General features: G+C 38.3%; 24 protein-coding genes and 4 tRNA genes. 6 read left to right on the forward strand and 22 right to left on the reverse strand.

Annotated features, from left to right (window positions below):
- The first annotated feature begins 2 nt into the window (after positions 1–2).
- Positions 3–1,643, forward strand: a complete 1,641-nt coding sequence (locus MKX67_RS22870; RefSeq protein WP_322909902.1) for a DUF2075 domain-containing protein — start codon at positions 3–5, stop codon at positions 1,641–1,643.
- Between the two features lie 3 nt (positions 1,644–1,646).
- A complete protein-coding gene (locus tag MKX67_RS22875; protein WP_322909903.1) occupies positions 1,647–1,952 on the forward strand; it encodes a nucleotide pyrophosphohydrolase in 306 nt (101 codons plus the stop codon).
- A 347-nt stretch (positions 1,953–2,299) separates the two neighbouring features.
- On the opposite strand, the gene MKX67_RS22880 is transcribed toward MKX67_RS22875, so the two are convergent.
- Positions 2,300–2,659 carry a MerR family transcriptional regulator gene (locus MKX67_RS22880; RefSeq protein WP_095371373.1) on the reverse strand — a complete coding sequence of 120 codons (360 nt, stop codon included), beginning with the start codon at positions 2,657–2,659 and terminating at the stop codon, positions 2,300–2,302.
- Positions 2,660–2,776: 117 nt separating this feature from the next.
- Between MKX67_RS22880 and MKX67_RS22885 the strand changes: the two genes are divergently transcribed.
- Positions 2,777–3,415, forward strand: coding sequence for a nitroreductase family protein (locus MKX67_RS22885; RefSeq protein ID WP_307318977.1), 639 nt, complete (start codon positions 2,777–2,779; stop codon positions 3,413–3,415).
- A gap of 113 nt (positions 3,416–3,528) precedes the next feature.
- On the opposite strand, the gene MKX67_RS22890 is transcribed toward MKX67_RS22885, so the two are convergent.
- The 6 genes from MKX67_RS22890 to rlmH all read right to left on the reverse strand — a co-directional run bounded on the left by MKX67_RS22890 (position 3,529) and on the right by rlmH (position 9,195).
- Positions 3,529–3,852, reverse strand: a complete 324-nt coding sequence (locus MKX67_RS22890; RefSeq protein WP_322909904.1) for a hypothetical protein — start codon at positions 3,850–3,852, stop codon at positions 3,529–3,531.
- Between the two features lie 451 nt (positions 3,853–4,303).
- On the reverse strand, positions 4,304–4,900 hold the full coding sequence (locus tag MKX67_RS22895) for an ankyrin repeat domain-containing protein (RefSeq protein ID WP_322909905.1): 597 nt from the start codon (positions 4,898–4,900) through the stop codon (positions 4,304–4,306).
- Positions 4,901–4,976: 76 nt separating this feature from the next.
- Positions 4,977–5,699, reverse strand: coding sequence for a response regulator transcription factor (locus MKX67_RS22900; RefSeq protein ID WP_322909906.1), 723 nt, complete (start codon positions 5,697–5,699; stop codon positions 4,977–4,979).
- Between the two features lie 15 nt (positions 5,700–5,714).
- Positions 5,715–7,166 carry a HAMP domain-containing sensor histidine kinase gene (locus tag MKX67_RS22905; RefSeq protein ID WP_322909907.1) on the reverse strand — a complete coding sequence of 484 codons (1,452 nt, stop codon included), beginning with the start codon at positions 7,164–7,166 and terminating at the stop codon, positions 5,715–5,717.
- A gap of 56 nt (positions 7,167–7,222) precedes the next feature.
- A complete protein-coding gene (locus MKX67_RS22910; protein ID WP_322909908.1) occupies positions 7,223–8,167 on the reverse strand; it encodes a DUF4822 domain-containing protein in 945 nt (314 codons plus the stop codon).
- A 548-nt stretch (positions 8,168–8,715) separates the two neighbouring features.
- Positions 8,716–9,195 (reverse strand): 23S rRNA (pseudouridine(1915)-N(3))-methyltransferase RlmH, encoded by a 480-nt coding sequence (rlmH, locus tag MKX67_RS22915; RefSeq protein ID WP_322909909.1) that lies wholly within the window; start codon positions 9,193–9,195, stop codon positions 8,716–8,718.
- 174 nt (positions 9,196–9,369) lie between these two features.
- Here rlmH and MKX67_RS22920 point away from each other — a divergent pair, with 174 nt between their 5' ends.
- From MKX67_RS22920 to MKX67_RS22930, 3 genes are read left to right on the forward strand one after another with little or no spacing between them, the layout of a single operon-like run.
- The gene (locus MKX67_RS22920) at positions 9,370–9,915 is read left to right on the forward strand and encodes a sigma-70 family RNA polymerase sigma factor (RefSeq protein WP_322909910.1); all 546 of its coding nucleotides are present in this window, start codon (positions 9,370–9,372) and stop codon (positions 9,913–9,915) included.
- Complete coding sequence (locus tag MKX67_RS22925; RefSeq protein WP_307319009.1) at positions 9,912–10,214, forward strand: hypothetical protein; 303 nt, start codon at positions 9,912–9,914, stop codon at positions 10,212–10,214. Before MKX67_RS22920 ends, MKX67_RS22925 begins: the two co-directional genes overlap by 4 nt.
- Entirely contained in the window at positions 10,204–11,847 is a 1,644-nt protein-coding gene (locus tag MKX67_RS22930; protein ID WP_322909911.1) for a carboxypeptidase-like regulatory domain-containing protein, read from the forward strand. The genes MKX67_RS22925 and MKX67_RS22930 overlap by 11 nt, the downstream gene beginning before the upstream one ends.
- Positions 11,848–12,074: 227 nt before the next feature.
- Here MKX67_RS22930 and MKX67_RS22935 read toward each other — a convergent pair.
- The 15 genes from MKX67_RS22935 to MKX67_RS23005 form a co-directional block, all read right to left on the reverse strand.
- A protein-coding gene (locus tag MKX67_RS22935; protein ID WP_224935613.1) for an IS3 family transposase occupies positions 12,075–13,423 on the reverse strand; the annotation gives its coding sequence in 2 pieces (ribosomal slippage) (positions 12,075–12,979 and positions 12,979–13,423; 1,350 coding nt in all).
- A 302-nt stretch (positions 13,424–13,725) separates the two neighbouring features.
- On the reverse strand, positions 13,726–13,887 hold the full coding sequence (locus tag MKX67_RS22940) for a CxxH/CxxC protein (RefSeq protein WP_224936993.1): 162 nt from the start codon (positions 13,885–13,887) through the stop codon (positions 13,726–13,728).
- A 103-nt stretch (positions 13,888–13,990) separates the two neighbouring features.
- Positions 13,991–15,208, reverse strand: coding sequence for a trypsin-like peptidase domain-containing protein (locus tag MKX67_RS22945; protein ID WP_095371361.1), 1,218 nt, complete (start codon positions 15,206–15,208; stop codon positions 13,991–13,993).
- A gap of 329 nt (positions 15,209–15,537) precedes the next feature.
- Positions 15,538–16,332 (reverse strand): MBL fold metallo-hydrolase, encoded by a 795-nt coding sequence (locus tag MKX67_RS22950; protein ID WP_095371360.1) that lies wholly within the window; start codon positions 16,330–16,332, stop codon positions 15,538–15,540.
- Between the two features lie 9 nt (positions 16,333–16,341).
- On the reverse strand, positions 16,342–17,148 hold the full coding sequence (yycI, locus tag MKX67_RS22955) for a two-component system regulatory protein YycI (protein ID WP_095371359.1): 807 nt from the start codon (positions 17,146–17,148) through the stop codon (positions 16,342–16,344).
- A gap of 18 nt (positions 17,149–17,166) precedes the next feature.
- On the reverse strand, positions 17,167–18,498 hold the full coding sequence (yycH, locus tag MKX67_RS22960) for a two-component system activity regulator YycH (RefSeq protein ID WP_095371358.1): 1,332 nt from the start codon (positions 18,496–18,498) through the stop codon (positions 17,167–17,169).
- Positions 18,495–20,321, reverse strand: a complete 1,827-nt coding sequence (walK, locus tag MKX67_RS22965) for a cell wall metabolism sensor histidine kinase WalK (RefSeq protein WP_095371357.1) — start codon at positions 20,319–20,321, stop codon at positions 18,495–18,497. Before walK ends, yycH begins: the two co-directional genes overlap by 4 nt.
- 7 nt (positions 20,322–20,328) lie before the next feature.
- Entirely contained in the window at positions 20,329–21,039 is a 711-nt protein-coding gene (gene yycF, locus MKX67_RS22970) for a response regulator YycF (protein ID WP_095371356.1), read from the reverse strand.
- A gap of 345 nt (positions 21,040–21,384) precedes the next feature.
- Complete coding sequence (locus tag MKX67_RS22975; protein ID WP_095371355.1) at positions 21,385–22,854, reverse strand: M23 family metallopeptidase; 1,470 nt, start codon at positions 22,852–22,854, stop codon at positions 21,385–21,387.
- A gap of 270 nt (positions 22,855–23,124) precedes the next feature.
- A tRNA-Phe gene (locus tag MKX67_RS22980) sits at positions 23,125–23,197 on the reverse strand.
- A gap of 47 nt (positions 23,198–23,244) precedes the next feature.
- A tRNA-Asp gene (locus MKX67_RS22985) sits at positions 23,245–23,321 on the reverse strand.
- Positions 23,322–23,393: 72 nt separating this feature from the next.
- A tRNA-Glu gene (locus MKX67_RS22990) sits at positions 23,394–23,465 on the reverse strand.
- Between the two features lie 14 nt (positions 23,466–23,479).
- Positions 23,480–23,555 (reverse strand) — tRNA-Lys (locus tag MKX67_RS22995).
- A 166-nt stretch (positions 23,556–23,721) separates the two neighbouring features.
- The gene (locus MKX67_RS23000) at positions 23,722–24,105 is read right to left on the reverse strand and encodes a hypothetical protein (RefSeq protein ID WP_095371354.1); all 384 of its coding nucleotides are present in this window, start codon (positions 24,103–24,105) and stop codon (positions 23,722–23,724) included.
- A gap of 135 nt (positions 24,106–24,240) precedes the next feature.
- Positions 24,241–26,646 (reverse strand): peptidase G2 autoproteolytic cleavage domain-containing protein, encoded by a 2,406-nt coding sequence (locus MKX67_RS23005; RefSeq protein WP_322910619.1) that lies wholly within the window; start codon positions 26,644–26,646, stop codon positions 24,241–24,243.
- Positions 26,647–26,724 lie beyond the last annotated feature (78 nt).

The following is a 26,724-nucleotide window of genomic DNA, read 5'->3' on the forward strand; positions in this document are numbered from 1 at the left end:
ACATGAATGGATTAGTATTTGAAAAGATAAGTTTTACTCGTGATCATGTAAATGCTGTAAAGACACTGCACCTAAATAACTATCCTATTTTATATATACTATATAACGAGAAAAAGAGACCGTCCGCCTATATTGGACAGACGGTTCAAGCTTCACGACGTTTGAAAAAGCATCGAGAAGATAAAAAACGGAAAAATTTGAGCCATTCTATATTAATTGGACATGAAAAATTCAATCAGTCTGCGACCTACAATATTGAGTCGAACTTAATTAACTATTTCATTGCTGATAACCACTATCAATTGCAAAATGTTAGTCAAACACGTTCTAGGGTCATGCATAATTATTATCAGAAATCCTTCTATAATGAAGAACTCTTCCAAATGATTTGGGAGAAGCTTAGAGAAGAAAAAATCGTAAGTGATACTGTTGAAAACCTAAGGAATAAAGATATTTATAAACTTTCTCCATATAAAGAGCTTAACCCTCAACAACTCGATATTAAAAATGAAATTCTCAAATTTTGTAATGAAAATATTAAGAAGAACGGGAATCATGTTTTTGCTATTGAAGGTGACGCGGGGACTGGTAAAAGTGTTCTTTTAAGCTCTCTGTTTAATACCATTCAGGATCTAGCCAAAGATGATAGCTCTTTATTATATGGAACAGACAATTATTTGCTGGTGAATCACACTGAGATGTTGAAGACATATAAAAGCATTGCCAACAGTCTACCCAACTTGAAGAAAAAGAATCTGATGAAACCGACACCGTTTATTAACGAAAAGACAAGGGCGCAAGAAATAGCAGATATCGTTTTAATAGACGAAGCGCATTTGCTTCTTACAAAGGAAGATTCTTATAACAATTTTCGCTACCAAAACCAATTAGATGAAATCATAAAACGTAGTAAAATCACCATTGTTATCTTTGACCCAAACCAAGTTTTGAAGATTAAGAGTTATTGGAATGATCGATTACTAGCAGAAATCACTAGACAATATAACGCTAAGACGTTAGTACTTAAAGATCAAATGAGAATGAATGCTAATCCAGAAACAATTAAGTGGATTGACAATTTTGTTGCAAAAAAGATTCTACCGTTACCAATAGAAAATGACTCAACCTTCGAGCTTAAATTTTTCGAAGATCCAGGTACGTTCAAAACAGCTATTAAAAAGAAAAACAAAGAACTCGGTCTTTCTCGTATTGTCTCAACCTTTGATTATTTACATAAAAAAGACGGTAATACTTATATAGTTGATGAAAATGGAATCAATATGCCTTGGAATAGCACCCAAGATAGTACAACATGGGCAGAAAACCCAAATTCTATTAAGGAAGTTGGCTCCATTTATACTGTACAAGGATTTGACTTAAATTACGTTGGCGTTGTCCTTGGTCCATCGGTGAGCTACGATGTCGAACAAAGGAAATTAGTCATTGATCCTTTGAAATATAAAGATACCGGAGCATTTATTTCACGAACGGATTTACTGCCTGAAAAAAATCAAGAAATTAAAGAAGAAATTATCTTAAATTCTATTAATGTACTAATGAAGCGAGGCATCCATGGATTATATATTTACGCCACAGATCCTAAATTAAGACAGAGACTACTTGACTTAAAAAGGGGAAATTAATTTATGAGCGATATTAGGAACTTAATCAACACCATTAACGATTTTAGAGATGAAAGGAACTGGAGACAATATCACAACCCAAAGGACCTTGCCATCTCAATTTCTATCGAAGCAGCTGAACTACTAGAAGATTTCCAATGGATCAGCAGCGAAAAAGCACTCAAAGAAAATGGAGAAAATATTCGCGAGGAAATCGCAGATGTTCTAATTTACTCCTTAATGTTATGTTCTGACTTAAACTTAGATGTAAAAGAGATTATAGAGGATAAGATTGTGAAGAACGGGAAGAAGTATCCTGTGAATAAGTGATGACATCTACTGTTATCCCCTTCTCCCTCATATTCTTATTAAGATGAAGGGGGATCTTTAAATAAACTGATGAAGTATTATATTAAAAGACCCTCTTCTTATTTATAATGTTTGCAGTGATTCGTCATCACCAACTAGCCTTTCTCCTCAAATTCTTCGCTTATGCATAATAAAACAACTCAATTTTCTAAAAACAAAAGACAGATATCTTTAAAGGTAATTAGTTATTACATACCAATTATAATGCAATCTATCTACTAAATTTATCATCAGTATTTTTTAACTGTAACAGTTTATCTTGGTCTTCCATTTTGGTGCCTATTAATTGTTGAGAAAAAACAATTTTCTCAACATTTCGTCTGAAACGCTGCTTTCCCTTCCAAAATGTCCTGCAAAAACTTTTTTGATTTGGTTAATTGTTTCCTGATATCATCTATTTCTTTGATTTTTTGTTCAACGATTGTTTTCTTTTCATCGTATGATAAGTTCATTTGTTGATTGACCATCATACTTATCTCTTCTATTGAAAAATCTGCGCATAGAAGTGCTTTTACATCCTCAAGGTACTCCACAATTTCTTCAGCATATACGCGATAATTATTTACATCTCGCTCAATATAACAGTCAGGAATTAGATTTTTGCGTTCATAGAATCTTAATGTGGATATGGGCAAATCCGTTAATTTCGAAACTTCATTTATTTTCATCATATGACCTCTTTTTTTATTGCTATAAACCTAGGTTCATAGTTCATAATGTGCTTATGATAACCAATGGCATATAAAATGTCAAAATAATCTAAAGTTATCAAAAGGAGCGATTTTATGTTCAACCATATTCTGAATAACGATTTCGTCGATATAGTCAAAGGAAGGCGTTCTGTTCGTCATTATGATGAAGATTTTAAAATATCGCAAGAAGAGTTAAGCGAGATTATTGCGGAAGCTAGTTTGGCGCCATCCTCTGCAAATATGCAATCTTGGCGTGTAGTTGTTGTAGATACTCCCGAAGGAAAAGAAAAACTTAAACCTCTTGTACGTTTCAATACATTACAAAATGATACTTCTTCTGCCATGTTATTAATTTTTGGTGATACAAAAAGCTATTTGTATGCAGAAGAAATATTTAATACAGCTGTAGAACAAGGGAAAATGCCGCCTGAAGTGAGAAATAGCCAACTCGAGACCATTCTATCAATCTACCCAACACTATCAAAAGAAATGAAAGTTGAAATTGCAAAAATCGATAGTAGTCTCTTTGCAATGCAATTAATGTTAGTAGCTCGTGCGCACGGATATGATACAAATCCAATGGCGGGATTTGAAGCAGATCAGCTAGCAAAAACTTTTGAATTGGATGAAGAACGATATACTCCCGTCATGATCCTTTCAATTGGTAAAGCCAAAGTAGCTGGATACGAATCCATTCGATTAAGTACTGACAAAATTTCATTTTGGAGATAAACCTGACAATCCATTAGAAGTGCAAAAAAAGAGAAGAAGTTTCCTACTAATAGTGGTAATGCTTCTTCTCACTTCCCTTCCAATTCACGTTGAAACAGAGTTGATTGGTGTGTTTATGATTCCCTCCCTAACAAACCAACCAACTCCCTAAAAACAAAAGAAGGATTCCTTTGTAAAGTATCTAGACTAACTGTTTTCTGATCATCTTTCCCTATCAGAGACACTTCCCTTTTGTCTTTATTGATTTTGATTAAAACATTCTTAATCCTGTATTCCTCTACCTTAGTTGCTATATCGATTTCTACTGAGTCCAGTTCAATAGATATTTTATCGGAGACCCTTCTTAGCATTCTCCAGAGAGTTTTTTCTTCTTTTGATCTCATAAATAGTTCTGGGAGCTCTGTCGACTCTTTCAAATGATTTAATGTGGTCTGCATATAGGCAGCCACACCGTAGCCTACAGGTTTAATGATTGGGTTGCAGTTGATCCAATGTTAAGCAAAAGTAACCATCTTCCCATCCTCCAACCTTCGACTCTCCATGACACTGAGAAGATCACTGAAATAATATTCAACCCGTACAAAATCTCATCTAAAAGAACAAAATAAGGCAGATCAGGATGCTTATGTATTTTATTCGTTTTGATAGTTCAATAATAAGTTGCTCAATCATTTCTTCACTCCGTTTACAGATCAATCCAATTATTTGTATATATTATACTATAATAAAAAAGCCATTCAATTGGGAGGGAATGGCTTCTAAAGTAACAAATAAGTATAGTGTGCTATTGTTTTATAGTATAAGAATAGGGTGGTCTTGATACTTATCATACGATTTTCCGTTAATAACCTAAGTGTGGTCTTTATTTTCAACTGATATAGTAATAATCTATTTCTCCAACAACTCAATCATCTCTGTGTATCCTCTATCTTTAGCATAATCCAATGCCGTCATACCATTGTCATCACGAAGCTCTTTGTTAGCATTGTAAACTAACAATTCCTGTACAATTTGCTGATATACTTTTGAACCATCTGTTAATGCGACTGCTTCAATTAAGGCTGTATAACCAAAGTTATTTTGATGATTTATATCCACCTTCCCATCTGCTAAAAGTAACTTTACATTAGGTAAATGTCCTTTCTCAGCAGCTGGAATTAATGCATTGCCACCATAGCGATTGTATACTTGATGATCAGGTTTTGCGTTTTCAATTATATAAGCTAAAATCTCCGTTTTTCCTTGTGCGCCTGCATATAAATAAGCACTATCTTGGAGCACATCTTGTTTGTTAACATCTGCCCCTTCATTAATAAGAGCTTTTGCGATTTCAATATAATTTTTATGAGTAGCAATTAACAACGGGGTTTCGCCTTTTTCATTGGTTTCATTAATTAGATAAGAAGTATCTTTTAAAATATCCTGTACTTTTTCAAGATTATTAGCTTCAACAGCTTGAAGTAATTCACCAGATTGATGTGCCATTTCCCTTTCCTCCTCATTATTACAGCCTGTAACTAGGAATAAAAATCCAAGCAAAAGCCCTATAATAAATTTCAAATTAAAACCTCTCTTCCCAAGGAGTGATTGTATGATTAAAACGATAACCGCTGCCCCAAATGGTTTCAATCGGTAGATCTGATAGTTTCCCCTTTTTTAATTTGTCACGAATGCGCCCGATATGTACAACAACAGTGAATACATCACCATCCAAATCATCCATATACCATAATTGGCGAAAAAGCTGTTCCTTCGTCCATACACGATTCGGGTGTTCCATAAAAAATACGAGTAAATCAAACTCCTTGGTTGTAAAAGTAATCTCGTTGCCGAGTACAAAAACTTTACGTGCAGCTTTATCTACAACAATATTACCCATTTCGATAAACTCCATCCGTTGTCCCACGTTTGTTAATTGTTTGTAGCGTTTCATATGTGCTTGAACACGTGCAACCAACTCACTAGGACTAAATGGTTTTGTTATATAATCATCCGCACCTAAACCGAACCCTCGAATTTTATCGATATCTTCCTTTTTTGCTGATACAATCATAAGCGATATATTTTTCACTTCGCGAATACGACGACAAATTTCAAAGCCATTCATCGAAGGTAGCATTAAATCAATAATGACTAAGTCATACTCTTCTTTCAATGCACGGGTCATCCCTTCAAAACCATCTGTTACAATATCTGCTTCAATAGAATGAATTTCTAAATAATCTCGTTGCAATTCCGCAATACTTATATCATCTTCAATAATTAAAATTCGTGAAGCTACCATTTCTCAACACTTCCTTTAAGACTTTTCCAACACAATGGTTACAGTTGTACCTACATTTAACGTACTTTGAACTTTCACCTGACCTTTATGTTTTTCAACGATTTGCTTCACAATCGCTAGTCCTAATCCACTGCCGCCCGTTGTCGATGTTCGCGCTTCCTCCCCGCGATAAAAATGATCGAATACATATGGCAATTTCTCCTCTGAAATTCCTTGCCCGTTATCTTTGATATTTAATTGCACAAAACGATGCAAAACAATCACCTCCACAACAATAGCTAATGGCTCCTTATCCATTTGAAACTTTATACTATTTTCAATTAAATTCGTAATCGCCCGGTTCATATGCATTCGGTCAACCTGCACATACACTTCCTCAGAAACTTGCAAGTTAATGTGAACCTGTCGATTCGATAATTGAAACTCCTCTACTACATGTGCTAGAAAATCTGGCAATGAAGTGCGTTCAAAACGAAATGGCACTGACTCTGCATCAAGCTTTGAATAGAGAAAAAGCTCCTCTATTAAATGATTTAGGGCAAGTGATTTTGAATGGATTGTTTTTAAATACTTTTCTTGCCTTTCCGGTGTTTCAGCAACACCCTCTTGCAAACCCTCCACATAACCAATAATAGAGGTAATCGGAGTTTTCAAATCATGTGAAATACTCGCTACTAAATCCTTCCGGTTATTTTCCAGATTTTGCTTCTCCTCAATAGAAGCAAGTAATGCCTCTCGCATTCGTTCAAAATTTGCGGTCAGCTGTTGGACTTCTTTTGCAGTATTTCCCGGCAAAGTAGGTGCCTGCATCATCATGTCACTGTCCCGAATGCTGGACATTATTTGCCCTAAGCTTTCAATAGGCTTGATGATTGATTTGCGAATTTGATGATTTAAAAAAAGCATAACTGCAACCGAAACGAACATAATGATCAAAATAATAAGCAGTCCCCATCTAGTCAGAAACTCTAAAAAACTATTTTCTTTCTTCAACACGAGTATACTACCTTTAGTCTGATCACTGTAATAAAAATCAAATTTAATGTAACGGTACATTCTACCTGCGTTATCAACTGTACCCTTTGTTTCAATATTATTTGTATCAAAATCAGGAAAATGGACAATAAGGGACCTTTCGACTAGCTCCTCCGAATAATATAAAATATCCTCTTCCTTACGAATTACAAGGCCGAGAGACTGATGCTCTAATTGCTGTAATTTATTTCGCATATCCTCTTCTAATAGTTGGTCCGGCGTACTTTTGGCTATATCTCGTAATTCTACGTAAGCAAGCTCTTCTTCTGGACTCAGGGAACGTTGCTTCGTAAAGGATTCATATAATGTTTTCGGAGTTGGTACAAATCCTGTCGTTACGTAAAAAGCAATGCATAAAATCATGAGAATGGAGACACTCGCAATAAAAATACCACCAATATATGAAATGAGAAATCGATTTTTTATTGTCATAGTGACCACCTTCCCCGATTTCTAAAGAGAAATCAAGCATATTCAAATATTACCTGTTAAAAACTAAAATTTAAATTAAATTCTCCGTTATACGGCTCATGTTCAACAAAAATAGTTACGTCATTGCCTGTTGCATCTTTGCCCATACGCTTATACGTGAACTTGTTATCGTTTAATTCTGTCAGTTCTAGAGTAGCCCCATATTTATTTTCACCTAGTGATACATGTGCTCGCATTTTGTTACTATTAATCACATCAAAGTAACCAAAATCATCCCGACTCTCTCCTGATTCAACATTGAAAAATTCATATTGATTTGTTGCTGAGTTATATTTGGCAATGCTAATAAAGTTGACATTTTGCTCTGTCAAATCATTCCCCTGATCATCTATCACCCTTGTCCCTTGCCATAATGTTTCGCCTAAAACTTCATCACCATCAACGTCCGTCAATATCGCCCCTGTCGTGGTCGTTAAAGTTTGCGCTGGATTTGTAAAGGCTAACTCTGTTTCTTCGTATGGAATATGTTCAACAAAAATTTCTACATCATTGCCTGTTGCATCTTTCCCCATGCGCTTATATGTGAAAATATCTTCGCTAAGTTCCGTCATCTCCACAACAGCTTGATATTGCATCGTATTAGAAATTAAAATTCGCTTCTCTCCATCGTTAGTCACGAAGAATGTACCTTCATCTCCACGTGTCTCCTTTGTTGCTGAATCAAAAAACTCATAGTGCCCTGTTTCTGAATCATATTTAGCCAAGCCAATAAAGTTTGCATTTTCCTTTGTTAAATCATTGTTATCTTGATCATAAACTTTTGTCCCTTGCCAATTTGTACTACTTAATAGATTCATCATTTCCTGACCTTTTGTAAACTGGCTTTTCTCCTCAACTTGTGCTGTTGGCTCAACCTCTTCCGTCGAATTAGTTGTCTCCATCTCCGTTGCTGTCTCGTCGCTACATGCCGCCAAAATGGTTAATGAGCTAAAAATCGCCAATGTTGCAAATTTAAATTTTTAATTCATATTTATCCTCTCCCTTTCAATTTCTTATACTCCATTATGAAAGGCAGTTTTAAACTCCTTATATCGCAAATATAAACAAATTATAAATTCGAACCTGACCACATTACTCATTTCCACCCCTGTATTTTTCAACTCAGCGCTTTTTCAAAAATACGTACCAAATAGATGCTTTTCATCCAAACTGTAGAATTGAATAATTTTAAAAATTCATTAGTTATTAAAACAGAGCAACATTTGCTACATTCATTACGGGAAGCAATTAATTTATACAGGATGGGAGATGAATAAACTGACGAAGATCTTGTGCACTTATATATGTTGAAGCCATTCTATTAATACTTTGAATTTACAATAGATTAATATCGCTTTCAATCCAGTTGAGTACCAACTGAATATTCTTTATTGCAGTAATTTTAATTTTTCCTACTTTTAAATAAAAGTAATAAATCCACTTAGTCTATTCTTAGTTTCGACTTTTTTATACTTCTCAGTTTGTAAATTAAAATCTTTATAAACTGCACTTACTTGTGATAAGGTTCCCCCCGATTAATCCGAAACCCCCGATAAATCTGCTCCAACAACAACAACCTCATCAACTGATGCGGAAACGTCATTTTCGAAAAACTCAACGCGAGATCACTCCTACTCTCCACTTCCTTACTAGTCCCAAGCGACCCCCCAATAATAAAAGCAATCTTACTCTTACCATAGGTGGCGAGGTCGTCTAGTTTCTTTGCGAGTTGTTCGGAGGTGAGCATTTTGCCTTGGATTTCTAGGGTGATGACGAAGGTGTCTGGGGCGATGTGGGCGAGTATGCGGTCGCCTTCTTTGCGTTTGACTTCTTCCATTTCGGCAGCGCTCATGGATTCTGGGGCTTTTTCGTCTGGTACTTCGATTAGGGTTAGTTTGGCGTAGGCGCTTAAGCGTTTTTTATATTCGTCGATGCCTTGTTTTAAGTATTTTTCTTTTAGTTTGCCAACGGATACGATTGTGATGTTCATACTGGGCCTTCCTTCCGAGCTGTTTTTTCTTCCCCTAGTTTACCATAAAGTGTGCTGACTTATTGATGGTCCTCTTTGTTGTCTGAAAAATTTTTCCTTCTTTTTGCAACTTTTCCATGCCTTTTAGCATCTATGTATTATACTCGATTTTACCAGAGAGGAGGGGCGGTATTTTTGCATCTTGTAGAGCGTTTGAAACAGAAAGAAGATGAGGCGTATTTAGAAGTGATGGCTGCGTATGGGGAATATCTGCTACGGACCGCTTTCTTGCTTTTGAAGGATTATCAGTTGGCAGAAGAGGCGGTTCAGGATACGTTTGTGATCACTTTTCAAAAGATAGATCAGCTTGAGGATGAAGAGAAGTTGAAAAGTTGGTTAACGACCATTCTTCTTAATCGCTGCCGCTCCCAAATGAGGAAATCGCGTTGGAAAGTGCTGCTTGCCCCTCTTGATTTGATTGAGAGAACAAAAGCAGATAGTCAGACATTGAATCCTGAAAATGCTCTGCTATTTTCTGAGTGGCATGAGAGCATCAGCACTAGCATTCAACAATTAGACTATAAATATCGTGAAGTCATTACATTATTTTACTTTAACGAAATGAAGATTAAAGACATCGCCTTATTTACGAAAACCAATGAGAACACAGTCAAGTCCAAGTTAAAGCGGGCACGCCTGCTTTTAAAAGAAATTCTTCCTGAAGGGAGTATCGGCATATGAAAAAACAACTCGAAAAGGAGTTAGAACACCTTCGTTTCACCAAGCAAAGAAATGTACTGGACCGAATGGGCAAACCAACCTGGAAACAAAGATTGAACTCCCTTTGGCATAAGGAGATTGAGATTCCCCTCCTTCCGGTTGCAGCTTTTGGGATGATGATTGTATTGCTGTCCGGTTTAACTTTTGTCGGCAACGAGATCAGTTACACGACGAGGGAAAACAATGAGACGATTAAAATCGGGGGCAACGTGTATTGGAAAGAAGATTTTGAAAAGCTGGTTAAGAAATATGAAAATTAAACTACAAGTGAAGCAGCTCGTCTATCTGGTTGTTGCCTTTCTTTTGCTTATTGCTACGATGATTTTTTTGATTATCCCACAATGGAATATTTATAATGCGAAAAAACAAGCTGACCAAGGACATTCTGAGGCTAAGGTTGCCTTACTGCAAACACTTGAAGATGATACAGTTTTTGAGACGCAAAAATGGAACATCATTCAAGAATATATGCTCATACAACCAGTTGAGCGGTTTAATGTCTTTGCTGGGCCATCTTACTCAGAGGTGCAATTAGATCAACCGACCATCCACTTTACATGGAAAGAAAAATTACCCTATCTGAAGCAATATGTAAAAGAAGGACCTATTGATGATTACTTCGTTCTAGCCGTCAAACAGCTTACGTCCTATTATGAAGAGATGAATCAGTCCGACCTTGCTAAACAGACTTTGGATCAAGCGTCAGAACGTGCCGCTAGCTCCTATAGTCTCTATTATAATAATTTACAACTAGAACGGGTTGACTTTGCCATTAACCACAAAGAATATACAGAAGCAAACCAACTGTTAGAGACATTTGATGAAAATCTGGAGAAAGGCGATTATTATTGGCACGCTAAAATCGGGCAAAGACAAGTAGAAATCGCGATGAAACAAGGGAAGTTGCAAGAAGCTCGTGAACAACTGAATGTCATTTTAAATGAATATAAACAAGCTGAAGGGAATGATGACACAATAGAGTCAGAATATACGACTGACGTATACGAGTCATTGGTATCACTTAAGGATCGAATAGAAAGTAGCATCAATAACCCGACTACTAGTACCGTAAAAGGTAGAATTATGTATAGTGACGGCAAACCTGCGGCCAATGTTGGCGTTATTTTGAGAAATGAATCAGACATTCATTATGGCGCTATTGGGGACGAACGTTATTTTACGACGACAGATAAAGATGGCTTTTATGAATGGAACTTTGTTGAATCAGGACGTTATCAAGTGATTCTTGGGTTTTCTTTCGATCAGATTGATGGATGGACGTATCCTTCTACGATGGATGATTGGCTAACAGCTGGCGATCAGCTTGAAGTCACGAAGGATATCACGCTTCGTCCGTTAATTGAGATTAATTCACCTGTTAATCAGAAAAAAATCACAACGGACACGGTGCATTTTTCTTGGGAACCGGTAAAGGAGGCTGCCTATTATCAACTACATCTCGCTGTCGTTATAGATGATGGATCTGGTTCGATAAGTAGTCCCTTTCGCTCACATATTGCAACAAACGAAATAGATGTGCCAGTGGAAGACTTATATAACCATACCGTTGGACTCTCTATGTCAGGTGATGATCCAAATTCTGTTGATCCCATTACATTACTCGCTTTCACCAACCCAAACAACCGCTTTTCTTGGTCTGTTGACGCTTTCGATGAAAATGATGAATTACTGACGAGAAGCAACGGCTACCGCTTAGGTAATGATACGATCGGTCATCTTCCCTTTTTTTACTTAAAAACGAGAACACTAACTGAAGCCGACCAACTTTTGTTAGATAAGAAATTTACTGAGGCATTAAAAGCGTACAAGACAAATCCCGAGGATAAACATAGTCAACGAATGATCAAACGACTAGAGGAATTAGATGAGTAAAATGATGAAAGAGGTTGGGACATAAGTATTCTAGCTAATGATTTATCCGAATGATAATGATTAGGAGTTCTAGCATCTAATCATTCGGTTTTTTGTGTGATTTGAACCCTTATATGAAAAGAATAGTGAAATGGAGCGGAAGACACTCGACTCCTGCGGGAAATAGAGGGAAAGCTGAGACCCCACAGGCAATGTGTAGTGACCCCTAAAAGTTAGACACAGTTATTTCATGAGGCAACTTGTTCAAAATGAGTTCGGTATTGTACCGGACTCATTTTCAATTTTCCCTTTAACCGTTTCCTATTATAGTATTCTATATATTTTTCTAATTCTAGTTTAAAGTGGTTCACACTTTCAAATTCCTTAAAATAAAGCAATTCTGACTTCAGTATCCCAAAGAAGTTTTCCATTACAGAGTTATCGTAACAGTTACCTTTACGTGACATACTCTGTTTAACCCCTTTTGCTTGAAGCAAGTTGCGATATTGGTTCATTTGATAATGCCATCCTTGGTCGGAATGCATGAGTAATTGATGCCTTTCTGGTAAGGATTCTAATGCTTTTTCTAACATGTCCGAAACTAATGAATACGTTGGTCGAGAACCGATGGTATACGTAATAATTTCACCATTAAATAAATCTAATACAGGCGATAGATACAGCTTTTCACCAAATAGCTTGAATTCTGTAATATCTGTTACCCATTTTTCATTCGGTGCGTCCGCACTAAATTGACGGTCTAAATGATTTGGCGCTATTTTACCGACTGTGCCTTTATAAGATTTATACCTTTTCATCCGCACTAGGCATCTTAAACCCAGCTCTTTCATGATTCGTTGAACCTTCTTATGATTTACTTTTTTCCCACGATTCACTAGCTCATCCCGAATACGACGGTAACCGTAACGACCTTCATGTTCTTCATAAATGGCTTGGATTTCTCCTTTTATATCGGTGTCTGGATCAAGTCGATTCATTCGTTTTACTAAATTATAATAGGTGCTGCGTGGAATGCCAGCGAGTTTTACGAGTGACTTCACCGAATACTTATGCCTTAACTCATAGACTACTTGTGCTTTGTCTTGTTTGGTGATTTTTCCTTGTTTTGAACTAAGGCATTCAACTTTTTTAAATACTCATTTTCCATTTCCAGTTGTTTTATTCGATTTTCTAGTGCTTCAAAAGAACGGTCAGTAGAACTTTGTTTATTTGAATCTTTTTTCATGGATAGACGCCCCTGTTCCTGTGACTGAAGGGCATCTATCCCTTGTGTTTCAAACTTTCTTTTCCATACAGCTAGAGTGGAATGCGCTGGGATATTAAAAATAGCTGCCGTTTCACATAGAGAAGTACCATTTTCAGTCATATATTGTAGTACTTCTAGTTTAAACATTTGTGTATAACTTGTACAACGTTTCACCAATGCCTCTGCACCATTGTAGTTGTATTGTCTTACCCATTTAACAATCGATTTGTGATCTATTCCAATAGATTCTCCAATTTCTCTGTAACTTTCTTTTCCGCTTAAATAGCGAGTCACGGCTTGTAGCTTCATTTCCGCAGTAAATTTGGACAAAAAAACTGCACCTCCAATAGTTGTAGATAGTGTCTAACAATTGGGGTGCAGTTCAATGCCGAGGAGGCTCAGCCCCTCCCCGCGGAAAGCGAGTGACTGTAGCGCAATGGAACGGACTTTTTTTGCAAATGATGTTTTAAAATCAATTTGCTATTGTTCTTTTTTGAGGTTAGCTCATTTAGTTATGTCCCAGTCTCATTTCATCCCTCAAAAGATATACACAGGTCATCCTCACACCATAAACAGAATATCCACAGAAGTTATCCACATATCCACATTTTCTATCCACATCTTGTATGGGATTATTTGTTCGCCACCATATATATGGCTGGGTTGGGGCAGAATTCACAGGTTGTTGATAAGTTTTCTTCTGGTGCACATTTTGTTAACACTGGGAAGGTTTCGTGTTCGTCTACAATGGTATCGATGGCGATATCAATATGTTCTTCACAGCTATAAATCATCTTCGGTGCCTCCTCATTTATCTATTTATAATTTATCCACATCTCATCTTATCAAAACTAAAAAAAACAGGAAAGTGATGCCTTCACTTTCCTGTGGATGAATTTAGAATGTATTCTCGGTTTTTAAGGCCATTGTTGTTTCTGCTAATTTACCTTCGCGATAATACTTCACCTTCATCTCATCTCCTACGTCCTGACCATATAAATGGTGGCGTAAATCTAAGACATCGGTAATTTCTTCACCATCTAGCTCAACAATGACATCCATTTCTTTCAGTCCTGCTTCTGCAGCTGGACCATTTGGCTCGACTCCGCTCACAACTACACCATTTTCTACATCTTTCGGAAGTTTTAACGCTTCTTCTTGATAATAGGCAGGGATATCACTTACTGAAGCGATTTGTACGCCCATATATGGTCTTCTCACTTCACCATGCTGTTCTAAGTCACTGATGACCGTTTGCGCAAAATTAATCGGAATGGCAAGCCCAATGCCTTCCACAGAGGATTCGGCAATTTTCATCGAGTTAATGCCGATGACTTGTCCGCTAATATTGACGAGTGCCCCACCGCTATTTCCTGGGTTAATGGCTGCATCTGTTTGTAGGACTTCAGCATTCCAATCGACTGTACCGTTTTGATCAATATCGACTGGTACGGTCCGATTTAAGCCGGAAATAATCCCTTTTGTGACTGAGCCTTCAAATTGACCGAGTGGATTTCCGATAGCAATCGCAGGCTCACCAATTGATAGAGCGTCGGAATCACCAAATTCTGCGACATCCTCTACAATCGAGCCATCTATTTCAAGTACAGCTAGGTCTGTCCATACGTCGGATCCTACGAGCTCAGCAGCAATTTTCTCACCATTGAAGAGATTGACTTCAAGCCTCTCCGCACCGTCGACGACATGGTGATTCGTCACGATAAAGGCATGGTCCCCCTCTTTCTTATAAATGACACCAGAGCCAGAGCCTGCTTCTACTCCTTGTGTGCTTTCACCATTTTGTCCATTCGACCACATGCCTGCCGATTGGATGTTGGAGATGCTAACAACCGCTCCTCTTGCCTTTTCGACTGCTGATGTGATTTCTGTTTCCACATCTACCGATACTTTTTTCGTTTCTACTTGGCTGTTTTCATCTGTGTTTGATAAGCCTAATGTTTCTCCACCATTAGAGCCCCCGTTCATTTGGGGAACAACGAATAAAACGAGCAATGCACCGATAATGACACCGACAAGACTAGAGAATATGTAACCTGCTTTACTTCCCTTTTTGGTGCGTCCCTCTTGATTATAATGATCATCATAATAGCCCATTACACAACCAACCCTTTCATTCCATTTTCTTTTTTAAGATATATCCTTCTATTTTTATAAAAAATGAGGTCTCTTTTTTCCCTAGTGTTATCATAACTCTTCTTCATTAGAAACATACTAGGAATGAGAAAGATTACCTGATGAAACGTGTAGAGGCTTACTCCGCTACTATTATTATACGCATAGATGAAAAAAGACAAATACTAAAATGCATAAGACAAGAAAATCTTACGAATTTGTTCATACTTTCTTTCTGATTTGGTAAAAAGCGCAAAAAAGGAAGGGGTAGCATCTAAGCCTCCCCTTCCTTCTACCCATTATTTCTTGCCTTAAACAGCTGTTAAAGCTGTAGGTTTTTTCGGATCTGTATCAAAGAGCTGGAATCGCTCTCCGACGCGTATGCCTTTTGTTTCAAGTGTTTGTGCGACAGCCATGCGTGCCAAGTCCTTCATATTATTATCTTGACTTAGGTGGGCAAGATAAAAGCCTTTCGTGCGATCACCGGCCACTTCGCTCATCGCAATCGCCGCGTCTTCATTGGAGACATGGCCGACATCGCTTAAAATTCGACGTTTAATATTCCATGGGTAACGTCCCATTCTTAACATTTGCACGTCATGATTACTTTCAAATACATAGGCATCGGCGTTTGAAATAAGTCCCTTCATGCGATCACTTACATACCCCGTATCTGTGATGAGCACAAGTTTCTTCTCGCCTTGATGAAAAACGTAAAACATCGGTTCGGCTGCATCATGTGAGACGCCGAATGATTGAATATCGAGGTCGCCGAAGGTTTTTACGGTTTCCATATCAAAGGTGAATTTCTGCTCTGTTGGGACTTGTCCAATTAACGGAGACATCGCCTGCCATGTTTTTTCATTGGCATAGATCGGGAGCCCATATTTCCTTGCAACAATACCGACACCTTTTATATGGTCACTATGCTCGTGTGTCACAAGTATCCCGTCTAAACGACTCATATCACGATCAATTTCTTTAAATAATGCTTCCATTTGCTTGCCACTGAGGCCAGCATCCACTAAAAAGGAGTGGGTGTTGGTCTCTACAAAAATGGCATTCCCCGTACTGCCGCTCGCGAGAACGCTAAATTGAAAAGACATAGGTTTCTCTCACTCCATTGTTTTATTCTCATTTTTATTTAGTTCGAGTACATTTAGCTCGAATCCGTGTACATATAGACTGTATTCACCATCAATGACGAAGCGCCAAGCTGGTGTTAATACTTGAAGATTACTCATATCGACATACGTATGAAGCCCAAGCTCTGGTTCTGATACTTTACTTCCAGACGGGATCTTGCCACTATTGTATAGAGAAGATAATGCTTCAGATGGCGGCTTGATCAATTTTTGATCATCCTCAATTGGTTCAATTGTTTCCAAGTATGTTTGTGTATAAGAGACAATTTCATTATTTTCATTTAAGAAGAAGGTTAGTTCAGCATTTTTATTTTGGTAGATGATTTTCTCTTGGTATGTTTGATAATACGTAATGGTATTGCCTTTCTTCTCCCAAAAACGATACTCATTACCGTATAAGACTTGACTCTGAATAAAGGACTCTAATTCCTTTGGATCAAAGTCTTCACTTACTTTCATCAATGGCTTATTGACATCAAATATATACTCGACACCGCCATCAACCTTAATGTCTTCTCCATTCAGGCTCTTCAATTCATCTTTTTCAAACTCTTTAGGAGTTGCCCGTAACAACTGGCCACTGACTTCTTCTGTCGTAAAAATATTTGCGTCGTACGAAATGTCATCATCCTTTAATTTTTCTTCTAACGTGCTTGATAAAGGAAATTCCGTTTCTTGTTCTTTTGCTTGGACGACAGTAAAGTACTCATACAATAAATAGACATTGAGCACAAGAAAGGTCAGTATAAAAATGGTTTTTATTTTGCTCCAATCCATCTACTTTCCCCTCCTGCCTCAATTTGGTATAAACTCATCCTTGGTAAACTTCTTCCACTCATTATTATAACGATAATACCAAGCTGGCTGCAAATTGATGATTTCCGAATTAGTTGTAGCCACATTCTTTTCTACCTTCATCTCGTAAGCCACCGTTACATCTTGCAGCAAGTTACGCTCAAAATTAGGCAGCTGCTCAATCTCTTCGATGACTTCCTTACCGGATAGTAAACGGCTTTCCTCCCCACCACTCACAATCGTTCCGAGTGCGAAGTTGCTACGCGTATATTCATTAATGTCTGTATCGCCAAGCTCTACTTCTATCTTCGCTCGATGATAATCACTAAAGATGGGAATTCCTTGTTGGTTATGAAATAATCGGAAGACAACCTTATTACTCTCTGGTACCTCTTCAAAGTAACGATAATTGCCTGTCCAGCCCTTATGTGCATTCATAAAATCAATGCTTCGTCGCAGTAGATTCATCCCAACAAACTCATCACCAACAACAGAAGAGATATTTTTATAAGAAATCATATTGCGATCTTCATAGACACGCATAATACTCGTACTATCGGTATATTCAATCATGGATGGTTGAGTTGTACTCTCTTGTACAACAGATGGATCACTAAATAATGACTCCATCAATGTACGTGGTTTGATTTTATCCATTAAATAGATGCGTTGTGTCGATACAGGAATATGCTCATCCGGTACATAAATCACGCGATCATTCTGGCCCTTATAACCAAGAAGCGAATAGAAATCTTCATCTTCACTGGCCGTCTCGTAATACTTCGTACGGAAATCAGCCATCGATGGACCTTGTACTTCTCCACGGTAGACCGTACCTTGATCTCTCGATATAAAATAGGCTAAACCGACATCATCCTCTATAGAAGTCGTGTCAATCATCATTGTGTCAAATGAAAAATCGGTAGCGTTCTTATCTATATTGGGCATGACTTCGCGAAAAGCATTAAGTGAAACGTCATCTGGGTAGACCATTATAGAATGTCCTGACTCTTCTATCCATTCATGTAATGAACCGATATCGTTGGAGACATTAGCTAGATTTAATAGTTCCCATTTGTTCATATCATTAGTGATTTGGTCGATTTCCGCAGATAAGGTTGTTCCAATTTTCTTATCATCGTAGAAATGAATAAGCTGACTAGGTCTAATGACTTCACTATACTCTTTGTCATCTCCTATCGGTTCAATCGCTTGTCCTGGGTTCTCGACAGGCGTTAAATTAGGTCGATACGTCCATAAATTAAACGTCAATAAGATACTACAACCTACTAAGATAATTAATAGGATATTCTTTATCTTCTCATAGGTCATTCCCAATCATCCTCTTCGGAACGGATATACGGCAAGCTAAAGGAGATCGTTGTTCCTTTTCCTTCAATACTTTCCGCCCAAATTTCACCACCGTGCGCTTCTACCATTTCCTTGGCAATCGCTAGTCCTAATCCCGTTCCTCCTAATTTTCTTGTTCTTGCTTTATCTACACGATAAAAACGATTAAAGATTTTTGATACATTTTCTTTCGGTATACCCATGCCTTCATCAGCTACGCTTATGATTAAATACCCCTCTTGTTCTTCAATACTGAAGGTAATCTTTCCTCCTTCAGGTGAGTATTTCATCGCATTGGAAATGATATTATCAAGTACCTGAGTGAGTTTATCTGTATCAATCTCAACAAAATCAGCCGTTGTTGGCACCCTACGTTCGAAAGTGACATTTTGTTGTTTCGTGAACTCAAAGCGATCAATAATTCGGTTATAGAATTGTGTGAAATCAACCCACTCTTTATTTAATTGATAATCGCTACTGTCCATTTTCGATAGTTGCAATAAATCATTGACCAAACGAATCATACGCTCCGTCTCATTTTGAGTGACATCAAGGAAATTCGGAGCAATCTCTTTATCCTGCCACGCTCCATCTGTTAATGCTTCTAAATAACTGCGCATGGTCGTTAGTGGTGTTCTTAGCTCATGTGAAACGTTAGCCACAAATTCGCGGCGCTCTTCTTCAATTTTTTCTTGCTCGGTAATATCATGTAAAACGGTTATAAGTCCATTAATAAAGCCTGTTTCCTTTTGAATAACTGAAAAATTGGCCCTTAAAATAAGATTGCTCTTTTCATCACTATAATCTAAGATAACCGATTCTCTTTCTTCAAGTAGCTCTTCAAATGTGTAGTCTTCTTCCAACCCTAATAATGAAACAATTGAATTAGATAAGACTGTTTCACGTGAAACATGCAACATTTCTGCAGCAGGTTCGTTGATGAGAATGACACGCCCTTTGCGGTCAGTGGCAATAACGCCATCTGTCATAAAGGTGAGGACCGATGATAGTTTCCTTCTTTCCCCTTCAGTGGTAGCTTGTGCTTCCTGCAGCTTTCTAGTCAAACTATTAAAGGTCATAGCTAATTGACCAATTTCATCTTGGCCATAGATTTTTACTTTTCTAGAATAATTTCCTTTTGCCATTGCTAACGCTTGTTTTCTCATATCGGTGATAGGTCTTGTAATGGTTTGCGCAAGTAACACACTGAGCACAGCGGTTAAAATAAGAGCAATTGCTGTACCTGTTGAGAAGATTTTAATAATCTCCCTCATCTGTGTATAGACATTCTCAATTTTAGACGTGACATAAATCACACCTTTTACGTCATTATCAATAATAATTGGTTTAATGTAGATCCATACTCGTTTGCCATTAATGACACTATCCTGTTCATTCGGTTGACCGTTTTTAATTGACGTACGAATAAGCGCATTAGACATCTTCTGACCAACCTTTGATTGATCAGAAACATTCGATGTCCCTAGCACTCTCATAGACGTGCCTTCAATAACGGCAACTTCACTAATATCATCAGTGTTGTAGTCCTGCAGTAGCCTGCGCAGGTCCACCTCCAATGTGGCATCACCGTCTTCCGGCACTCGTTCTTTCACAAATTGTTCTTCTAAATAATAAGATAGCAGCTTCATCTGGTTTTCAATCGTTGTTTTAAAGTTAGCGTTTAACGTATCCTCTAATTGCCTGACGAAATAAGCACTGACAATTTGCATGGCAATGAGGATGAGCAACACATATATAATGACGAATTTCAGATGAATTGATCGAAAAAATCCTACCTTGTTCATGTTCTACTTACTCCTGTTCTGGATTTCGCAAGTAGTATCCGACACCTCTTCTTGTAACGATCCATGTCGGATGACTTGGATTGTCTTCGATTTTTTCACGCAAACGTCTAACGGTTACGTCAACTGTTCTAACATCTCCGTAATAATCGTAGCCCCAAACAGTTTGAAGTAAATGTTCACGCGTCATTACTTGTCCAATATGCTTAGCTAAATAATGAAGTAATTCGAATTCTCTATGCGTTAGTTCGATCGTTTCACCGCGTTTAGAAACGATGTATGCGTCCGGGTGAATCGTGAGTGAGCCAACTTCAATTTCATTACTTTCATCTTCTTCATCCACTTTTGATGCAATTTGTTGATGACGACGAAGATTGGCTTTTACTCTGGCAATTAATTCCCTTGTACTGAATGGTTTTGTTACATAGTCATCTGCTCCTAGCTCTAGCCCTAATACTTTATCAATTTCAGAGTCCTTTGCTGTGAGCATAATAATCGGCATATCATATTTCTTTCTTACTTCTCGGCAAACCTCAATGCCGTCTTTCTGTGGAAGCATAATATCTAATAGAATCATATCAGGCTTTACTTCTTCTACTTTTTCCAATGCGGAAACACCGTCATACACACAAGTTACATCGAAGCCTTCTTTATTTAAGTTAAACTGTAATATATCTGCAATTGGTTTTTCATCATCTACTACAAGAATTTTCTTATCCATCGTTGTTCTCCTTTATCCAATTATTATCTACTATCGTCACAATCATGTATCTTTTTCAAGATTATCATATCTAAGCTTATTGGGCTTGTAAAAGCATTTTGTAAAATTTCGTCAGCATGTATCCTACTCTACTTTATCACGTTACATACAAGTACGCATCATTTGTAATGTATCATATATGTACAAGTTATGGAAAAGCAAGATAGAAGGGGCTTTTTGTTTTGCGAGCGCCCTTAGATGGAACCTTACCATACACACAAAAAAGCACGATAACTTCTGTTTATGAAAGCAGAGTTATTCGTGCTTAATGTTAGCTAAAACACTCATGTCCCAGCGCTTTTTTGATCATTGACTAATATAGTCTAATGGGTTTTTCAACTGACCATCTTTGTATAATTCAAAATGAAGGTGAACACCTGTTGAGTTACCAGTAGAGCCCATCACACCTAACTTAGAACCTTTCGTTACTGTCTCTCCTGCACTCACTGAGAGAGAATCTAAATGAGCATACAAGGTACGGTAGCCATTTTGATGGTCTATTTCTACTTTATAGCCATAACTGCTACTAAAGCCAGCTGAAATGACCTTTCCATTATCGGCTGCTTTAATGGTTCGATTACTTGGTCTGGCAATATCAATCCCTTTGTGGAGCTTACCCCAACGATGGCCAAGCTCGCTTGACACATATCCACCAACTGCTGGCCAAGCAAAGTCACCATCGCCAACATCAGGATTTTTTGTTCCTTTAATAAGGATTTCTTCTACAGGCTCATCAATGATTTCCTCTTTTAGTTCACTTTTATCGACTTCTTCACCATTTGATTCTTTCAAATGGTATAACACGTTACGTTTTCCTTTTTTCCCTTCTTGCTTTACTTTCTCTTCCCCTTTCAACATATCATCATCTTCTATTACTTTTGTGTTAAAGGGAATGTCTTCTTCTATATATTCTGATCTATTCGTAATCACATCAACGTACGGTTCGATTGTTTCAACAACAAGTTCTTGACCAACCTTTAATACATCTTCTTGACCTATATCATTCAGGTCTTCAAGTTCTTCTGTAGATAAATGAAATTCGTCAGCAATCGTACTAATAGAGTCGCCTTCTTCAACTCTATATTTCTCTTGTTCTACTGTTCCTTTATTTAAGAAATTGATGACCTCATCAACAGACTGCACCTTGTTCGGATCTACTTTTTCTTTCTTCCATTCTATTTCCTCGGAAAATTTCGCATTCAACAGGCGGGTATCACCAATTGCTAATTCTGGTAGTGGCTCTTCTTCTTCTGAGCGCTCTTTTAACTCTTTATAGTCTTTTTCAGAAATGTACTGTAACTGTAGTTGCTGAAGCACTTCATTCGCTTCTTCTTGGTTCTTTACATAAGCAACTGTTTCACCATCAATTTCTAGCGCGACAGCATCTGCTTTAATAGAGATCCCTCTCAGCCCGTTTTCTGACGTTAACTCTTTGTCGCTTGCTTCATTAAAGGCTTTCCCTTCATCTTCAGGTAGATAGGAGATCTCATGGTCTAACGCCTTTTGTATGCCCTCATAGGACTTCCCTTGGTTTTCAAGTTCATCCTCTACTATATTTTCAATCACTTGGGGATTATCAACTGTCCCCACATATTGATCACCTATATATACATAATACAAATCCGACTCTTCTGCTTCTGCTAATACTGATGTGGATCCACTCCACGCTAAACAACCACCAATCATAACGATTGCGGCCGCTTTCTTCCATTTATGTGTAACACGCTTAGATGTATGTTCTGTATATGTAGTCAGTCTTTGCTTCCATTGCTTCATGGTTCTTCCCCCTATACTACTTTACACCTTCTGGTTCTTATTAGTGCTATCAGACTAATCACTATTGCACCTAACTAATGTACCATATCGTCATTTTTACGAGTTTGATGTCTCGGTAATGTAAATAAACTGTATTTATGGTGACATAGTTTGACGTAATATAGGAAAAAACTACATAGAAAAGGGGGAATTTTGTCATATGATTGTAATAGAGGAAGGAGAAAAACATAAAAAAAGAGAGCACGAATTAAATTCATACTCCCTTTTTGATGGCTCAGGACGGAATCGAACCGCCGACACAAGGATTTTCAGTCCTTTGCTCTACCGACTGAGCTACTGAGCCATAAAAACAGCTTATCCAATTTTCATGATCACTATACAAGTGAATCATGGCGGTCCGGACGGGACTCGAACCCGCGACCTCCTGCGTGACAGGCAGGCATTCTAACCAACTGAACTACCGGACCAAATCTATATAAAATTCGTAATCAATGAAAGAATGAGCGCTTGCATCCTATGATTACTACTATTAAAAAAGATGACCCCTACGGGATTCGAACCCGTGTTACCGCCGTGAAAGGGCGGTGTCTTAACCGCTTGACCAAGGGGCCATACGAATATAAAATGGTGAGCCATGAAGGACTCGAACCTTCGACCCTCTGATTAAAAGTCAGATGCTCTACCAACTGAGCTAATGGCTCGCTTTTTAATTTGAAGCGTTTTCTTTTCTTGACGACGCTTTTTATATTATCATAGGGTGATAGCTTTGTACACTCCTTTTTTTAAAATTTTTTCAGAAAAACTTTTTCTAGTTAAAATCCTCTCATAACTTGTCTTATAAAAAAGAAAAAAACTAAATAACATGGGTCATTTAGTCTTTTTTTCAGTAGATGGATGTGTGAGTTTAATTGCCCCTAAAATAAGTGGGATTTGTAGTGGTAAACGCATCCATAAAAATAACGGATGAATCTTTTTACCTTTATAGAAAGTATTATTTTTTACTGCCATGTTGATATTCGCTGGGAGAACAAGCACCATGAAGAATGAAAGCAGCTTACCTACTAGACTTTGACCTCTTTTCGCCCAAAGTAACATCGCAAATGCGACCTCCAGCACACCTGTAATGAGGACAACCCCTTTTTTAAACGGTAAAGATTCCGGCACTATCTTACGAAAATTTCGTTCCCGAACGAAATGAAGGACTCCTGCTACAAACAAAATCAATGAATACATGCCTTTTAATATTTTCAAATTCTTCCACCACCTTAGTGTGTTCAATGCCCTAATTTTTTGCTTTCTAAACCATTCTACTATTTTCAACATCACTCTATGTAAAAGTGACGACTCCACCTTTCATCTTCATAGTGCAGTCGTTTATTTAAATTTTTAAAGATGATCATTTCCATCCAATCTACTCATAAGAGAAGCTAATTGATTTTTTAAATCTTTTATTTCACGACTAATTATTGCATTTTCCAGCTGTAAAGCCTGCATCTTTACGTCACTCTCTTCTTTTTGCGTACGATATTCCTGCATCGTCACAACGCTTTGCTTTTGCAGCTCTTCTATCACTGCTATGTCTCTTTTTAACTTTCGGTTTTCATCATCATTCGGCTTGATCAAAACTAATACTTGGTTCTCTCCTGTCCGTTTAATGACGCGGAACCCATCCGTTGCCTTCGTAGCAATTCCATCATCATTAGACTGACAATACCCATCGACTTCACATGTGCCATCATCTCTTACAAGAATTTGGCCCACTAGTCCAACTGGTACCCATTCTGGACGTTTTTCTCTTGGAATGTACGACTTTTGTGTGTCCCATTCTGGATTTATAATTGGTTGTGTCTCTGTTGAAGCAGGAATTATGACGTTTCCTTCTTTATCTTTCTTTTCAAGGATCTCCACTTCATGATACGTTCTTCTTCCCCATTCATCCAATTGGTAGCGCCCATGCCAGCTAAGGCCTGCACTATTGCCAATGATGCTCGGAGTCGCGCTAGTAATCCCAAGTATATAGTTATCTAATGATGTAGCCTTTTTGATTTTGTCACCCTCTAAGGTAACAAAGTAGCCTACTTCTATTTCTTCTCCATTGATGGATTCGAACATTTCAGCGAAGTCGGCTCCACCTGTGTTGTAGGACGCACCGTCGATGTACATTTCTCCATTGCTGGCGAGCCATTTGGCGCCAATTGCTCTAGCATTAGTCCCTGTGCCATTACCAATAAACCATGAATTGGCTTCTTCTGCATTGCCAAACACACCCATAATATGTGAGGCAGCAAAACCTTCCGTGGAGGTATAGAATCCTTCGGCATGAGAATAAATTCCACTTGCTACAGTTTGCCGACCTTGAGCATGGGAATAGTTACCGCTAGCTAACGTTTCATAGCCTTCTGCATGAGCCGCTTCACCACTAGCAGTGTTAAAAATCCCTTCTGTATGAGATGCCTCGCCAGTTGCATTTGTTCTCGATCCTTCCGCATGTGCTGAAGCAGCACTTGCAGTTGTATAAATACCTTCTGCATGCGAACCACTCGCACTTGCAGTTGAAAAACCACCTTCTGCATGCGAATACCAACCACTTGCCTCTGTTTGATATCCTTCCGCATGAGAACGATCAGCCCTTGCGATTGTTTTATCTCCTTCTGCATGCGAATACCATCCATATGTCTCTGTTTGATACCCCTCAGCGTGGGAATACCATCCATATGTTTTTGATTGATATCCTTCTGCGTGTGAGTATGGGGTATTAGCTTCTGTTTGATACCCCTCAGCATGTGTGCATATACTATTAGCCATTGTCATCTGCCCCTCTGCGTGGGAATTTTCCCCTGAAGCTGTCGTTTGGTTACCTTCAGCATGCGCATTTAATCCACTTGCTTCTGTATTATATCCTTCTGCATGGGTTCCGGAGTTACTGGCTGTTGTCGATATACCTTCTGCGTGGGATCCATCTCCACTTGCTGTGACCTCGACACCTTCTGCATGGGCATTCGCACCACTTGCTGTTGTTTGGGAACCCTCGGCATGGGCATTCTCTCCACTTGCTGCTGTATATGAACCTTCCGCGTGAGATGACGCGCCACTTGCTTCTGAATGATCTCCTTCTGCATGAGCAGAGTTTCCAGCAGCAACCGTTCCATCCCCTTCTGCGTGAGAAGTCGCACCGATTGTTCTTGTTTGGTAACCTTCAGTATGAGAACCAATGCCAATGGCTTCTGTTTGTGAACCTTCCGCATGCGCAGCAACCCCTGAAGCAACACTTTGATACCCTTCTGCATGAGTAACATTTCCGATTGCCTGTGTTTCAAAACCTTCTGCATGCGCACCAAGTCCAATCGCTTGTGTTGCTTGCCCCTCTGTATGTGAAGCAATTCCTTGTGCGGTTGATTGGTATCCTTCTGCGTGAGAAACATCCCCAGTTGCTTGAGATCCATTCCCCTCCACATGGGCTGTTACTCCAGATGCAAGGGTGTTCACTCCCTCCGCATGGGCGCTATCTCCGACTGCCTGTGTTGCAAAGCCCTCCGCATGCGCAGCTATACCAATTGCTTGTGTTTGACTTCCTTCTGCATGCGAGGCACTAGCTGTTGTTTCCGTCATATAGCCTTCTGCATGTGAGGCATCCCCTGCCGCAAGTGTATGCGATCCTTCTGCATGTGAAGCCTCCCCGTTTGCAACAGTTTCAAAACCTTCCGCATGCGCAGCAGCGGCGTTCGCTATTGTATTTAACCCTTCAGCCGTTGAACAATCGCCTAATGCTTGTTGGTTACATGGATTATCCATCAATTTATCTCCTTCCAACATCGTTTTATATTAATGTATGAAAATAGATAAAGTCGGCTTGTACAAACACCTATACAA

The organism is Cytobacillus sp. FSL W7-1323 (genome assembly GCF_038595015.1).
Taxonomy (GTDB): Bacteria; Bacillota; Bacilli; order Bacillales; family Cytobacillaceae; genus Cytobacillus; species Cytobacillus kochii.